13 protein-coding genes and 1 pseudogene are annotated in these 14,565 nt (G+C 46.3%); 2 read left to right on the forward strand and 12 right to left on the reverse strand.

The genetic code is table 11. The features are described from left to right. Window positions 1–13 precede the first annotated feature (13 nt). Window positions 14–178 carry a GMC oxidoreductase gene (locus tag LD28_RS24010; protein WP_081959611.1) on the forward strand — a complete coding sequence of 55 codons (165 nt, stop codon included), beginning with the start codon at window positions 14–16 and terminating at the stop codon, window positions 176–178. Between the two features lie 220 nt (window positions 179–398). Here the strand turns inward: LD28_RS24010 and LD28_RS0117960 are convergent, their stop codons facing one another. Then, a complete protein-coding gene (locus LD28_RS0117960) occupies window positions 399–1,085 on the reverse strand; it encodes an N-acetylmannosamine-6-phosphate 2-epimerase (protein ID WP_241462316.1) in 687 nt (228 codons plus the stop codon). A gap of 8 nt (window positions 1,086–1,093) precedes the next feature. Continuing rightward, window positions 1,094–2,650, reverse strand: a complete 1,557-nt coding sequence (locus LD28_RS0117965) for a PTS transporter subunit EIIC (protein WP_033138293.1) — start codon at window positions 2,648–2,650, stop codon at window positions 1,094–1,096. 162 nt (window positions 2,651–2,812) lie between these two features. On the opposite strand from LD28_RS0117965, the gene LD28_RS0117970 reads away from it, so the two are divergent. Beyond that, window positions 2,813–3,655, forward strand: coding sequence for a MurR/RpiR family transcriptional regulator (locus LD28_RS0117970; protein WP_033138294.1), 843 nt, complete (start codon window positions 2,813–2,815; stop codon window positions 3,653–3,655). A 474-nt stretch (window positions 3,656–4,129) separates the two neighbouring features. Here LD28_RS0117970 and LD28_RS0117980 read toward each other — a convergent pair whose 3' ends face one another. The 10 genes and pseudogenes from LD28_RS0117980 to LD28_RS23200 form a co-directional block, all read right to left on the reverse strand. Continuing rightward, a complete protein-coding gene (locus tag LD28_RS0117980) occupies window positions 4,130–4,345 on the reverse strand; it encodes a Flp family type IVb pilin (RefSeq protein WP_050514365.1) in 216 nt (71 codons plus the stop codon). A gap of 149 nt (window positions 4,346–4,494) precedes the next feature. Beyond that, window positions 4,495–4,815, reverse strand: a complete 321-nt coding sequence (locus LD28_RS23180; protein WP_156120301.1) for a hypothetical protein — start codon at window positions 4,813–4,815, stop codon at window positions 4,495–4,497. A 707-nt stretch (window positions 4,816–5,522) separates the two neighbouring features. Further along, complete coding sequence (locus LD28_RS23185; RefSeq protein WP_156120302.1) at window positions 5,523–6,134, reverse strand: hypothetical protein; 612 nt, start codon at window positions 6,132–6,134, stop codon at window positions 5,523–5,525. A gap of 2 nt (window positions 6,135–6,136) precedes the next feature. Next, entirely contained in the window at window positions 6,137–7,231 is a 1,095-nt protein-coding gene (locus tag LD28_RS23190; RefSeq protein WP_156120303.1) for a hypothetical protein, read from the reverse strand. Between the two features lie 3 nt (window positions 7,232–7,234). Next, a complete protein-coding gene (locus tag LD28_RS0117990) occupies window positions 7,235–7,954 on the reverse strand; it encodes a hypothetical protein (protein ID WP_156120304.1) in 720 nt (239 codons plus the stop codon). After that, window positions 7,941–10,535, reverse strand: a complete 2,595-nt coding sequence (locus LD28_RS22620) for a TcfC E-set like domain-containing protein (protein ID WP_081959609.1) — start codon at window positions 10,533–10,535, stop codon at window positions 7,941–7,943. The genes LD28_RS0117990 and LD28_RS22620 overlap by 14 nt, the downstream gene beginning before the upstream one ends. Window positions 10,536–10,628: 93 nt before the next feature. Beyond that, on the reverse strand, window positions 10,629–11,216 hold the full coding sequence (locus tag LD28_RS23195) for a hypothetical protein (protein WP_156120305.1): 588 nt from the start codon (window positions 11,214–11,216) through the stop codon (window positions 10,629–10,631). 92 nt (window positions 11,217–11,308) lie between these two features. Next, entirely contained in the window at window positions 11,309–11,893 is a 585-nt protein-coding gene (locus LD28_RS0118005) for a hypothetical protein (protein ID WP_033138300.1), read from the reverse strand. Window positions 11,894–12,191: 298 nt separating this feature from the next. Beyond that, window positions 12,192–13,221: pseudogene (locus LD28_RS22625) on the reverse strand (IS3 family transposase). Between the two features lie 230 nt (window positions 13,222–13,451). Beyond that, a complete protein-coding gene (locus LD28_RS23200; RefSeq protein WP_156120306.1) occupies window positions 13,452–14,309 on the reverse strand; it encodes a hypothetical protein in 858 nt (285 codons plus the stop codon). Window positions 14,310–14,565: the final 256 nt, after the last annotated feature.

The following is a 14,565-nucleotide window of genomic DNA, read 5'->3' on the forward strand; positions in this document are numbered from 1 at the left end:
TCCTGGAGGGACAGTGGCGATTGGAAGGCATGTTGATTCCGTTCTGAGAACTGATTATAAGAATTTGTATGTATGTGATAGCTCAGTTATTCCTGAGCCTTGGGGTTTGCCTCCAACCCTAACATTGATGTGCCTTGGGACTCGACTTGCAAATTCTATACTTTATTCTGACTTGTAACCAGCTTACTAGAATTAATTATTTCATGTCTTGCAATATTTTTTTTTGCGTCAAATAATGATTTTCGCAATAAATCGTAATACATATCAGCTGTGGAATATTAAAACGTCTTGAGTCTGGAATATTGAGAGAGGGCTATAGCCCTCTCTCAATATATTCTGCTCTGTAAATACTTACACCATAACGGTCTTGGCAGAGCTTTAATTGTCTTCAAAGCGGATTATTGTGATAACCCCATGCTTTCGATAAAGCGCTCGGTGATCTGTTGTGGACGAGTAATCGCACCGCCAACAACGACTGCATGAGCGCCTAGCTGCAAGCAGCGGGCAGCCATGTGCGGTGTATTGACGTTCCCTTCCGCAATAACAGGCTTATTGACCGCCTCAAGCACAGAGCGCAGGAAGGCAAAATCATTGTCATAAAGCTTGTGGCCCTGAGTCTCAGCCGTGTAGCCATGAAGCGTCGTGCCGATACAGTCAAAGCCCAATTGCTCTGCATGCTGCGCCTCTTCTACTGTTGCGATGTCGGCCATCAGCAGTAACTGTGGATAGCGTGCGCGAATTGCCTCCACCATCTGAGCCAATGTCAGCCCGTCGGGGCGTTGATGGAGCGTGGCATCAAGCGCAATCATCTCAGGCGCTGCGGCCATCAGCTCGTCCACTTCCCGCATGGTTGCGGTGATATAGACATCAGAGCCGGGATAATCCCGCTTGAGGATCCCAATCACTGGCAGGGAGACCTCCTGCTTGATCGCCTTGATATCCACCACGCTGTTTGCCCGGATAGCACTGGCGCCACCACGGGCGGCAGCCAAGGCCATCTTGCCCATGATGAAGTCGCTATGCAGCGGTTCATCCTCCAACGCCTGACAGGATACGATTAACTTGCCTTTGATTTGGTTCAGCATTGTACAACTCATGCGCCCAATAACTCCTCGATCTCATTCTTGATAATGGTGACATGCGGGCCATAGATAACCTGGATGCCATTGCCCTTGGTGATTACAGCTAGCGCACCGGTCTGCTTTAGCAACCCCTCACTGACGCTCTCCCCGCTATGTACGGAGATGCGCAGCCGGGTCGCACAACAATCCACATCCTTGATGTTGGTCGCGCCGCCAAGTCCGGCAACGATGGCCTTGGCACGATCAGCGCCGACCGCTTCCGTTGTCTCTGCCTGCTGATCTTCACGTCCCGGTGTTTTGAACTTGAAACGCTGGATCATGAAACGGAATGAAATGTAGTAGAGGCAGAACCAGGGAACGCCCACCAACGGAACCAGCATCCAGTTGGTTTTAGCCTGGCCTTGCAGCACACCAAACAGCATGAAGTCGATAAAACCACCGGAGAAGGTCTGTCCGATAGTGATGTTAAGCATGTGCGCCAGCATGAATGCCAGGCCGTCGAAGAAGGCGTGCAACACATAGAGCGGTGGCGCAATAAACAGGAACGAGAACTCGATAGGTTCGGTGATCCCGGTCAGGAACGAAGTCAGAGCAGCCGAAATGAGCAGGCCTGCCACCCGTTTCTTGTTCTCGGGCCGAGCGCAGTGATATATCGCCAGACACGCGCCCAGCAAGCCAAACATCATGGTGATGAAACGGCCGGACATGAAACGGGCCGTCCCCTCATAGAACTGCACAGTGTTGGGATCGGCCAGCTGCGCAAAGAAGATGCGCTGGGTTCCTTCCACCAGATGGCCGTTGATCAGCTCACTGCCACCCAGTGCGGTGGTCCAGAACGGGAGATAGAAGATATGGTGCAGACCGAATGGACCGAGCATCCGCAGCACAAAGCCGTAGATGAAGGTGCCAAGATAACCGGTGGCATCTACCAGCCCACCCATCCCGAAGATCAGCTTCTGGAAATGGGGCCAGACCACGTACATCACACACCCCAGCACAATGGCGGCGAGTGAACAGACGATAGGTACAAAACGGGAACCGCCAAAAAAGCCCAAAAACTGTGGCAGTTGCACCTTGTTGTAGCGGCTGTGCAGCCAATAGCTCATCAGTCCGACCACCACGCCACCGAATACGCCGGTCTCCAGCGTCTGGATCCCGAGCGCCATCCCCTGACCTGCCGCCCCCAGATTGCCGCTCGCCAGGGTATCGGAGAGCTTGAGCAAGGTGCTGATACTGGCATTCATTACCAGATAGGCCAGCAGTGCAGAGAGACCGGCAGTCCCCTTGTCAGAGCGGGCCAGCCCCACAGCGACCCCCACGGCAAACAGTACCGCCAGGTTGGCAAACACAATGGCACCAGCATCGGCCATCAACATAAACAGCCCTTGCAACCAGGGCACATCCAGAAACGGGTAAGCAACCAGCGTATTCGGGTTGGAAAGCGATCCACCAATCCCCAACAACAAGCCTGCAGCAGGCAACACAGCTATCGGCAACATAAATGACTTGCCAAAACGCTGTGCATTCTCGAAAAACGGGCTGCTTCCCGTCTTCTCTGACAGTGACATGATAAAAATCTCCACGAGTGAATTGCATTGGTGGTAATTTTTACCACAAAAAACAAAATGTCATGATAATTATTTTTATGCCGTGACCGCTCTCACATTCATAGCGTGAATCGCGTTAAAATCATGACAGTTTGAATCCTCTCTCCCCTGAAGGAGTCCACATTGAATCAACCTGTAGAGACACCACGTGTTCTCTTGCTACTTCGCCATCAACTCGACACATACAGCCAGACCCTGCAGCGGTTGGGGCAATTTGTGCTGGAACAACCCCAGCGAGTGCTCTACCTGACCATCACCGAACTTGCCCGTGAGAGCGGTACCAGCGAGGCCAGCGTGACACGTCTCTGCCGTGGTGTGGGTTGCCGTGGCTATACCGAATTCAAAATGGCGCTGGCTCTGGAAACCCAGCAGGAGCAAGCCAGCCAGCCCCAAGCATCGGCGACTGGCGCATTCAGCTCTCTGATTGAGGAGAGTGTGGCGGCGCTACGAGATACCGGGGCCCTGGTCAGCCAGCACGCACTGTTGCAAAGTGCCGAACTGTTGGAAAAGGCCCGCCAGATCCAGATCTATGGTGTTGCTGCGAGTGCGATTATCGGTGAGTACCTGGCTTATCGTTTACTGCGTATGGGCATATCAGCCCAGCAGTTCAGTGATATGCATCGCGCCGCGATGAACGCGACTAGCCTGAAACCGGGGGATGTGGTGATAGCGGTCTCCAGCTCGGGCTCGACCAAAGACCTGCTTCATGCAGTACAACTGGGCAAGGAGCATGGCGCAAGCATCATAGTGCTCAGCAACACCAGTCGCAGCCCGCTCGCCACACAGGCTGATCAGTTGCTGGTTGCAGCTAAACCGGAAGGGCCGCTGACTGCGGGTTCATTTCACTCCAAGATCAGTGCAATGCTGGTGATCGAGCTGTTGAGCCAACAGCTATTAAATAGTCGACCAGAGCTGACAGAAGCAATTTCCGACACCGCCAAGGCCACACTCCCTTGGTTGATCTAACACTACGGATGATTGCTGTGTTCATAACAAAATGACCATATAGCGTAAATTCATAGAGTCACCGACCACTTGGAACACCACAACGTCCAACGCCCATATCTGGACCAGAAGATGGGGTAAGCCTCTTGGGACATGTTCAAGCAGGGTCTGATATTGATACAGCAGAAAGTGTGTAATAACCTTGCGCAAAAAAGACACCGGCTTGAGGCCGGTGTCTTGTAATAATAAGATTTGTAGAATCAACAGATAAAATAGCTGCAAGGAGAAATTGTTCTAGATTGCGGGTTAATACGCTCCAGCAAACAGTAAAAGGCTATCCGTTCTTAGCGGATGGATTATAATGGACAGTATCCGTCTCAAATGAATGAAGGGAGCTCGCCAATAAAATCAGAGTAACTGCCTAACCTATCCGGATTTAACTGAGCACTAGATATGAACTTGTCATCACGCAATGCAGCCCGAATTATCTATCTATTAGTTGCCACTATAGTTGGAGATGCTCTTGCCAATGGCATCAAAGGAACCCTTAAGGGCGTGAGTCAGAGTGCCAGGATCGGTGCCATCCTTGCTGCCCAGAATGAGTGCCAGGGCGGTGGCCATCGCTACACCGATTAGAGCATACTCGATCGCAGTGATCCCTTTCGTGTCATTGAAGAACGCTTTTACACGAGAAGACAGATTGATAAACATAATAACTCTCCTGGAAAGATTGAGACAATGAAAAAGTAACTACTAACTACTAACTACTAACTACTAACTACTAACTACTAACTACTATTAATGCCCTTGAATGCTGCACTGAGAGCAGACGGCTGATAAAAACTTAATCACCTGGATTATTATTGACTTTTATCCATCAATACGTCGACAATCTGTGAAAACCAAATTTCAATCATGCCTATTACATGAGTAAACTCGCCCGTAAGCTTGGAGAGGTATTCCTCAAGAACATCAGGCAATATAGACCCGTCATCCCCACCCAGCTGAGAATAAAAATCGCTGGCGAGATCATAAGCTCCACAGAGATGTTCTATTAAAAGATCTTCATTCCACTGCGGATTGGCTAATGTATCGGGTGAGCATTCATTTAGCGAGTTAAATGTATCGAATATTGGCGTGTCTGTGGCGACAACAACGACACCTGCTACAACTGTAGCCATTACACCATACTGTATCGCGGCGCTTCCGTTTTTATTATTAAGAAAACATCTAATATTTTCTGCAAAATTGATACAACTCCGTAGCCATAACCCCATTTTAATTTCCTACCTTAACTTTATGATGCCAAGATGTTGTTGAACAAACAATTGAAAGCATCCCAAGCCATTCGGAACCACTCATCTCGTAGCTGAAGTATAAATCGTGCGACACATCGATCGTTTATATAGCGATTCAATACGACTGGATGTCAAACATGTTAACCCTAGTACTGCGCAATACTGTACTCATATAATCTTATAAGCTCTTATTTTTCTCTCATCCTGGACTATCAGACAACAAATCTACCCTCAAAGAGGATTAGATTATGTTAGCCATGTGGCATAACAATGACATCGCGAAGATAAACATCCTGATAGGCATTCTGAAGGAATGATGTTAGTTTTCTAAAGGAAGACCTGATTTCAGAGTGGAAAGTGTTTCCAAGATGTGTGCTTGCCATAAAAATTCAGACTACTTTAACATCTCTTACTTGCTTTACTCCGCAATGTAACGCTCTTCTTGAGCGTACATACGCAGAGGAGATTTATCAAACTGAGAGTCAATATTTATGCCGGACAATAATTACTTAAAGCCGAGTGTATTGCCCCGCCTCCCGTTATATATTTATAGTCGGTCAGCGAGACAACTCCTACAACCTTAATATAAACTACGAGGTTAATGGCTTAATCACTAACGTATAATTACAGCCATATCTATCACCTGGTCTTAGCTTGTCTAAACCAGTATCTGCAAAGCTGGCAACTGACTGAAACTTCAACTTAAAGGGGGTAGGAGCCCCCTCATTAACAGTAACTTTCATTATATCTTTATTACCAACTGCCCTCTTGACCGGGCCTGTGTACCCTCCACCATTGTAACTATAATAAAAATTAAGAGGGAAGCCTGCTGGTACTGCGCTGCTGTAAGTACATTTTTCAAGGTTTCCATTCTGCGTCATATTACTCAATCCAACGATTCCTGACAGCATTATATAACCTGCCCATTCAATTGCAAAAGATTTTATGTCATTCTCATTTGTTTTAAAAATAAAGTCTGATGTCTCTCCCTCAATATAATTCCCTTTTCTAGACAAGGTGACACTGGTCGGCCCGGTCACCTCAGTCTGCGCAGTTACTTTGCCACCTATGAAAAACTGCTGACAGAGTGACCCTTGTAGAACACCAGCAGGGCAATCATTGCTAACTCCTGCGCTGACAAGGAAAGAGGTGAAAGCAGTCGAAGACAGCAGTAGTGACAGAATGTACTTATTATTAGCCATAATTAACCTGTTGGACTCATAATCACAGTTAATGTATCGGAAAGCATAGTGTCCGATGCAAGAGTTGTATCGACGATATCGGTTTTTATCATGAAATCCCAGTTGCTAATATCGATCGATTCTAATGGAAATTGGTGACTGGTGCTTGAGTCGTTCCATATTACCCCCTCCTTTTCCACTCTATAAGCCAGCGAATAATTTCCATCTTCTGATTTGAGTAAAAATTTAGAGCCACCATTTTTTGATTGAAATCGCACGAAGAAATCATTGGCCTTGACACGATTTCTGGCAATATTATCAGAAACTCTATTATTCTGTGTGATGTTGATACCAAAAGTCTGATGCGCCACCTTTCCGGGATTCAATAACATTCCATAAATAAATGGAGTTTTCGCTGTAACATTAAGAAAATCATCCAGCTCAACATTTAATCCACTAAAATCAAGGTAGATATTGCTTTCTGCTCTCAGGTTATGCGGCGTATTTATTTCGCGACTGCCGGAATGCAGCATATCAATTGTGACCTTCCCCAACAGTACCCGCTGACCATAATAACGGTTCAGCTCCGAAAATTTGGCTCCCTCCAGCTGAGCCGCAGCAGCCAACCGATTGCCAACGCCTACAACCATACCCAGCTCTTGGCCCCACCCAATAGCCTGCTCCTGAGTTGTACCACAGTTATAATTCTGTCGGCCGCGCTCTTGCTGAATGCCAGCAAACAGCGCCAGCGGCAGACGAATACTGGCAAGATCCCCCTTACCGACCAGCTCACTGCCTTCACACTGCCCCATATTATGGGGCTGCACCATCAGCGAAAAACGACGAGCTTTACCAAAATGATCGCTTTCTGTAATGGGCTCAATATGAAGATGATCACCCTGAGTATGCTCACGGGGATCTAACAGAATACTGGTTATCGCACCACGGCTGCTCACCGTTGGGCCGCTCATTTGTGCTTCGTAGCGGTCTGGGCCCGTTCTTACTACCCGCACAGTAATATCTCCCTCTTTTACCACTGAAGCACCAGCTGACAGTGGGAAATAGCACAGACCAAGACCTAAACAAGCGCCGATAAGTAATGTGTTATGCTTGCTCATTGATTACTGCTCCAATACACAACCCTGATAGTTATAGGTTTCACCATCTAGTTCAAAAGAGATGCTCTTGCTCTGTGTCAACGCTCGCTCACGGGTTGGATAAATATTAAAACTGTCCAGTTTAATCCCGTCGGCCACAATATTGGTTAATTCACTACGCACATTGCCTGTAGCCTGCAGTTTATAGTGGCCAGCACTGCAATCCACACTAACCTGCTGAACATGTTTTCCTACAGGCAGCAGACGTACCAGAATGTCATAACCAATATTCATGGTAATAGCTGATGCAGCTGCCTTTGTTTTGGAGTCAACCTCAGATGGGTCCACTGGAGGCTGCGCAGAGATCACCCGTAGGCGGAAAACTTCTTCATGGGCAACTGATTTCATTGGTAGAAGGCGGACTTTGCGCTCTTTTCCAGGTTGGAGAACCAACCGAGTGGGGGAGAACACAATTGTTGGATTGGCTTTTTCCAGTTCTGGCTCCAGTAACTCCTGTTGCCCTTCCCCTGGATTGAGGATCTTGAACAGATCCATCTGAATGTACTCTACCTCATCCTGTTTGGTATTACGCACCATAACAAAGTTCTCATTGGCGGTATTGGCTGCAATCGTCTTGATAATCGGTGATACTGCAACCGCATGTGCTACCGTCGACAAGCCGACAGTCAGCATCAGAGCAGATGACATCATTAATTTTGTCAGCAACTTATTACATAATTTCACAATATACCTCACTTAATTGAATGAGCCCTTGAACAGAGTTACTTCTATCCATATTGATTGGGCAGTTGAATGTTTTATCAATTACTTTCGCTTTTATTTCATGAAGTTCAGAGCCACTCTCCATAACAAAATCTGCAACAAAGAACCCACGTTCATTGGTGAGTGCTTGACCACCGGTAATATAAGCCTGGGACAGTGGCTCACCATTAGGTAGTAGCAGGCGACCGATTACCGTCTGACTTTTCTGGGCACTAAGTTTAACGTTGTAGCTCTGTCCCGGCAGCACATGAACCGATGGCGCCTGTGACGAGATTTGTAATGAACTGGTAAAATCCCCCAGAAACAACTGGTCATACTGTGTCATTGCCGAACTATAGGGCTCCAAGCCCAGAGTGGTCACTTCCCCCCCTGGCACAACCACTGCTGAACCATTCTGACTGCGGACCTGAATAAATTCACCAACAGGGACATTTTTGGCATCAACCAATAGAGCACTGTCTTCCATGAGGTTACCAAAGGCAAACCCCTCTTTATTGATGGCAAAACCACTGCTATTGGAGACAAACATATTCCAGAACTTGTCACTACTACCACTATTAAAAGCACCACCAATATCAGATGTTCCAAAACGGTTGTTTGCTCTCGCTATTAACGAGGTGTTAACTGTCTGGTGATCATCATAGTTTACACTAGCTGATAGAGCATAGCGCGCACTCGGATCGAATGACGGATTATCAAAACTCTGATCGATACTGGTACCATAGCTGTTTGCCCGGCCTGAACGCATAGTAGTGTTCAGACCCAAAGTTTGGGGGCCATAATCATTTCTACTCCGTTGGCTGAATGATAGACGCATTTCAAATCGGCTATCACGTGAATTATTATTGTCATAACCAACCGTATTAGAACTATTCTCACTATAACCTAAATCAAATGACATTGTGATATCATTTGCCAAGGTAAAGTAACGGTTCAGATAAACCGAGGCCATGTCATAATTACGGGAATTGTCACTACGACTTGTTGTTCTATTAGCACTATAACTTCCACGTAATGAAAAGTTATTAGGCAGTGGCACTCCTACATCGGCAGAAATATACTCACCATCACTACCTGAGATAAGACCTGCATTACTAAAGCCATAATCATCCACCAGATAGCGAGCTTTCTGATAAGAGAGGCTATAGTTGATTAATGGCAGTGATTTTGACAAGCGGGTATTATAACCGTGACTTCGTTGCTCACCCACAAAACCATCTACTGAGATCTGATCAAACAGGAAAAAGTTTGTCGGCACATTGATGCCTGAGTGAAAATACCACTTGTGCTGATCCCGTAAAGTACCACCGCCCAGTGAAATACCCTGTTCTGTTGTATAAGCCAGTGCGGAATAAACAAATTCATTCTTGGCATCAACACGCGTGGGGCTATACTCATTTTCCGGTTGATCGAGCCAGAGCGGATCCAGATAACGGTAGGTATCGTAACGCCCACCCTGCACCAGGTATTCGAGTTTACCGGCACTAAAACGTCCCGAGTGCTTGGAGAAGCGACGGGTGGTGGTTTCAGTGGCACCAGTACTGAAGTTGCTGACCAGCGTCACCTCATACACACCCTGCGGCCAGCGCTCAGTATTCAGTCGTTGCAGGCCGGCGGCAAGATTCTGCGTAGCGATCAGACGCCCTTGCGAATAGACTTCAACACTCCCCGCCACTGGCATAAACAGTTCAATCGGTGTAACGGAGCCTTGTCTACGTTCCATATTGTAGCTGTCGTTATAACCAACCGAGCCACCATCAAACGAGACCAGACTCAAAAAACTGTTGCTACCTATCAGAGAGGGTAGACTACCATTATAGTTATCATTGCTTTGCTGACGCCCCAATTTATAGCGAGTCTGCTCCTGCTCCACATATAGGGCAGCCTCGTCAAAACCCTTGCTGGAGTAGCGGCTGTCACTCAGATGGTTATTGGCATGGTTTACATACCAGTTAGTGGAAAAATAACTGTTTCCGGTCAGATTGAGGGTGTCATTACTGTTAAAACTAATAACATTACTGGATTGATTGTTACTGTTATTAAAACGATGGCGGTGCACAAAACCCGGCTCGTTGCGGTAGTTGATATAGCCACTGTCGCTGTTTTCCACCCCTCCACTACGGTAAGTACTGGCAGGCAAAACCAGTCTGGCAGACAGATCATCCTCATCAATAATAACCACTGCCGTGGTCATGGCTGCATTCACCCGTTGCTCTTCCTGACGCGTAATCGGCTGCGACAATAATGTCTGCAAATCTGTTTCCGTTATACTCAGGCGGGCCTTTAAACTGTTAAGGATCTCTGACGTCACAATGTGAGGGTCATCAATGATTAATTCTGTCTGATTATAACGTACATTGACATTGCCCAAGGAGCTATCAGCCAGGCTCATTAATACAACTGCAGGTTGCTTCTCTTGCGCCAAATCTTCAAATCCGGGAGGTACTCCCAAAGATGCGGCGGCTACCAGTGCTGGAGTCAACAAGGTATAAGAAGAAATAGTTACCACTCCGGCACTGAATATTTCTTTATAACTGTACATATTATTATTTTACCCTACCTTCTGGATTTGCATCTCTGATGATCTGGATGAAGCAGACAGTAAAACGTTGTGATGCATTTAAATAAATCAGACCTATCCACGGGGAGTTATAAATAATTCATAGCGACCCACATATCTTCCACTGGCATAGTCCATTTTACGCAACGCTGACTCAAAAGAGAGTTGAAAACCATTACTGATAGTACGCGTATCACTGTTACCTAAGGCAAGATAATCTACAAGGGTTGCTCCGCCTTGATCATCCGGTTTTCCATTTTGAGTGAAGTTGGCTCGCACTCGCATAGTAAGTTCTGGTGCGCTATTATTTTGCCAGTCTCGTCCTGCCGTTGGAACCAGCTTCAAATCCACTTTTTCGCGCTCACTTTCACTACTCACCAAATGGAAAACTTCTGTAGTTTTTTTAAACTTATCCCACCCACTACTGGCAGTCATCTGCCCAAGTGAAATAATTTCAGAACCTACAACCTTACCATCGTAATAAAATGTAAAGCTTCTATCTCTGTCTATAGGGCCTTTATGGTGGTATACAACATTTAGTGGCCACTCGATGTTCTTCGCAGCCGCAGCATGGACATTGTCAGATATAAAAAGACAGCCAGAAACAGCAACTCCGATGATAGTAACCGATATTAATACCCGACATATTTCAGATGTATTCATAACAATAAAGCCCATCTTTATCGGATGGGCTGATTCCTTAATTTAAATAAGAGGCTTTTTTAATTTTCATGCCAAAACACATGGCGTTAAAATTAATTATCAGCCTGTACCAGCACCAGGAAATTGTTCTTATAATATCCGCTTGCATAGGTGCTATATACATCAGTACTTGTCAGCGTCACGCCCAGAGGAGCACGATAACCATTACCATGTCTTTCGCTCAAGATGAGCTCGGCTTTGTCACTAGAAGTTGACAGCTCTTCCGATGAACCAGCAACAGCAATTGTGAAATCCATCTTTGCATTATTAGCATTTTTAATAAAGAACGGCTTGGTAAAATCGCTATTGTCTTGGCTCTTAAAAGACACAGAAACTTTTTCACCTTCTTTATTTGAATTGCTTTGCACAAACAATTGCACCGGAGAGCCCCCCACAGTCGGTGAACCTGACATATTCTGATCATTGCCTTGGTGTTTGAGCTGAACAATAAAGCTGTCTACCACCTTGCCGTTCTCATCAACAATCAGGCCATCTTTATTGACCAATGCAAAAGCTTCCATCACTGCTTTGTCATTGCCCTCAGCATCAGCACTATTAGTAGGCTCGTCAGCAAAAGCCATGGCAGACATCATTATAGCGCTCAAACCCATTACAGTGGCTAATTTATTCATTTTCATGTTTAAAACTCCGTTTATTTATAAGATAACACATTGGCAATCTATTGATATTATTAATCTATTAATCATGATGACATATAGTTTATCGTACTAATAGTCGACATATAGATCAGCTGTTGTATGCCTGAATTAATAGATGATTGCTAAACTAAAATCCGGCTTATCCACGTTCCATATGCTCTAAGGGGTATAACTGGCATTCCTACGCCCCCTCTATACAACGACTGCATCATTTAACAATAATGGGCAAATGACAAATCAATAACTCTCATCATCTCTTAATTTATATTATTAGTTGTTAATATACCCGCTTGTCGGCAAACGGTTTCCTTGAAAGGTGCTTTGTTGCCAAAATCGATTCAGCTTGAATGGAACTAACTGAGTAGACTGAATCGCCCTTGGTTTTCCAGATACTCTGTTGCTGAAAAATAAACTGCTTTTCAAACTCTAATTGTGACAGCCCATCCTTGGAACCATGACACCAGAGGTTCTCGGCGACAGCATTGTCGCGGCAGTTACCACGTCGGCTCATACTGCAACTCAGGTTGTGGACCTTCAGAAAGTCCTGCAATTCACCACCGGTAAACTAACTGCCCAGCCCTGATCTGATCCGAATGCACCAGTGCCGGCTACTTTGGCTTGCGCCGCCAAACAGCCATCAACAACACATCAACCGCCAAGTCTGCAGTCATGTGTGGCTTCATTACCCAGCCGACGATCTGGCGAGAGAGCAGGTCTAATACTACAGCCCCCCTTCTTGAGTAGGGATGTAGGTATCGGTCACCCAGGAGATGTCTTCAACTGACGAGACAACGTGTTCGGAGCAGCCTGCTGGCACCTACCCCCATAATGCCCCTTGCTGCGCTGATAGCAGTTTGCGAATGCAGCCTTTCCCACCTCATTAATTTGGCCACACGGTGCTTGCAGCGGGCTTCCCCCAAGTCACGAGGGCCTTGATGGATCTTGCGATAACTATAGACAGCACCACTTTCCTGCCAGGATTGCGTGACCAACCCCGTTAGTCGTTCATCCTCCTGCTGTCGTGGCGATGTTGGCTTTTTCAGCAACGAGTAGAAGTCACTCGGCGACCCCCAGGATTTGGCTCAGGGGAACAACACTGCACCGATCGAGTCTGTACGTTATGAATACATACCTTTCCTTGACTCGCTGACAAAGTACGCGGCCACCTCCTCTAAAATGTTACGTACCTCGGTGACTTGGCGCCGTTCGGCGGGCTTATCGCACGACTTGACTCATGCATACAGGCTGTGGCTGGATACCCCGATGTCTCGTACAACGTCAGCCACTGGCCGCCCGCGCTCGGTGATTTGTGTGACAGCTTAGATGTTGAATGTTTCTGGATAACGCTGACGGGTCATAACACCTCCAATAGTTGCCTCATTTTAAGGCTACGAGGAGTCCTCGGTACTGGGGGAAATTCACAACAAGGCCAAGTACAGTGTGAAAAAATAATAAAAAAATGCCAGTCAGACTTAGCTGACTGACATTAACGGCTAGAGGCTCGTATAAGGTGATTGGTAGGTTGTACATACCATTATTATTTAATGGTATTACGCCCTACCTCCTCAAAGACTGCACGATGCAATGACTCTTTCAGCTCGTCAAGTGTCTCTGGGAAGAAGAGATTATCCTTGCCCACGCACTGCTCCCATTGTGGTAGTAACTCCGGCTGATAACCAATACCGATAAACACCAGTTTCCCCAAAGCATTCTCCGTGGTCAGACCATCACGAATCGTTTCACATAGTCCGGCATTAATCAGCTCTTTGGAGATTTTAACATTCGGAAAATCCTCGCCATCGGAAATAACTACCAGCACTTGTCGCGAATTTTTACCCTGCTTTATCAGTGAGACCGCCCCCTCAATCATCGCCGGTGAAATAAAGGTATTCCCTTCTGCCGTCATCATATTGACCTGCTGTACCAGCTCGGCCCCCTTACTGGTTAGCTGAATCGTATGGGCACTTGCATTACCATCGTCGGTACGCAGACACATTCCCTGATAAATCTTAGGGCGGTAGGGTACATAGCAAATACAACCATCCGCTTCTTCACCTTGAGTCAGATAGGTTCCATCACGGCACGTTTTTGTTAATGTATCGCAACGTCCCAACCGATCGCTCCAGACTTGGCCATCTTCACACTGTAGCAGCGGCTCTTCTCCACTGACCGCCTTAGGCTGTCCAACAGGAGTAGAGAGCAATCGCTGTGCCCCGATCTTACTACGACCAGGATTATCAGGAACATAATCAATGTCTGTAAAATCACATACCCTTGTTTCACGCTCAGGGAAAAGCTGCGTCTTATAATATTCTTTAGGGATAAAGATATCATCCCAAGTTTCTAAAGGGTTCTTTATTGCCTTAATGGTCTCAGCTATATCGATATCTTTCAATAAATCGTGAGCATTTTTCTCTTGGCCAGCAATATAATACTCTGTTTTATCTAAAAAATTCTGACTTGAGGAATATTTATAATGAAAGCGATTATATTTCCATGATTCTTCAGTTGAACGACCAATATGAGCATTTACATAATCTATTTAACTGCCGCGATTACCAGGGTCCGAATTTAATTTAAGATAAACACGACAATTATTGTTTTCATCCACAGTACCCCAGTCAAAAGGCAATACCCCCACTCGGTTAGCC

Origin of the sequence: Aeromonas finlandensis, from assembly GCF_000764645.1 — a bacterium.
Classification (GTDB): domain Bacteria; phylum Pseudomonadota; class Gammaproteobacteria; order Enterobacterales; family Aeromonadaceae; genus Aeromonas; species Aeromonas finlandensis.

Bases quoted from the DNA above. Each gene is read 5' to 3' on its own strand.
- LD28_RS0117960 (WP_241462316.1), bottom strand. From the start codon at position 1,085: ATGCTGAACCAAATCAAAGGCAAGTTAATCGTATCCTGTCAGGCGTTG.
- LD28_RS0117965 (WP_033138293.1), bottom strand. From the start codon at position 2,650: ATGTCACTGTCAGAGAAGACGGGAAGCAGCCCGTTTTTCGAGAATGCA.
- LD28_RS0117980 (WP_050514365.1), bottom strand. From the start codon at position 4,345: ATGTTTATCAATCTGTCTTCTCGTGTAAAAGCGTTCTTCAATGACACG.
- LD28_RS23180 (WP_156120301.1), bottom strand. From the start codon at position 4,815: ATGGCTACAGTTGTAGCAGGTGTCGTTGTTGTCGCCACAGACACGCCA.
- LD28_RS23185 (WP_156120302.1), bottom strand. From the start codon at position 6,134: ATGGCTAATAATAAGTACATTCTGTCACTACTGCTGTCTTCGACTGCT.
- LD28_RS23190 (WP_156120303.1), bottom strand. From the start codon at position 7,231: ATGAGCAAGCATAACACATTACTTATCGGCGCTTGTTTAGGTCTTGGT.
- LD28_RS22620 (WP_081959609.1), bottom strand. From the start codon at position 10,535: ATGTACAGTTATAAAGAAATATTCAGTGCCGGAGTGGTAACTATTTCT.
- LD28_RS23195 (WP_156120305.1), bottom strand. From the start codon at position 11,216: ATGAATACATCTGAAATATGTCGGGTATTAATATCGGTTACTATCATC.
- LD28_RS0118005 (WP_033138300.1), bottom strand. From the start codon at position 11,893: ATGAAAATGAATAAATTAGCCACTGTAATGGGTTTGAGCGCTATAATG.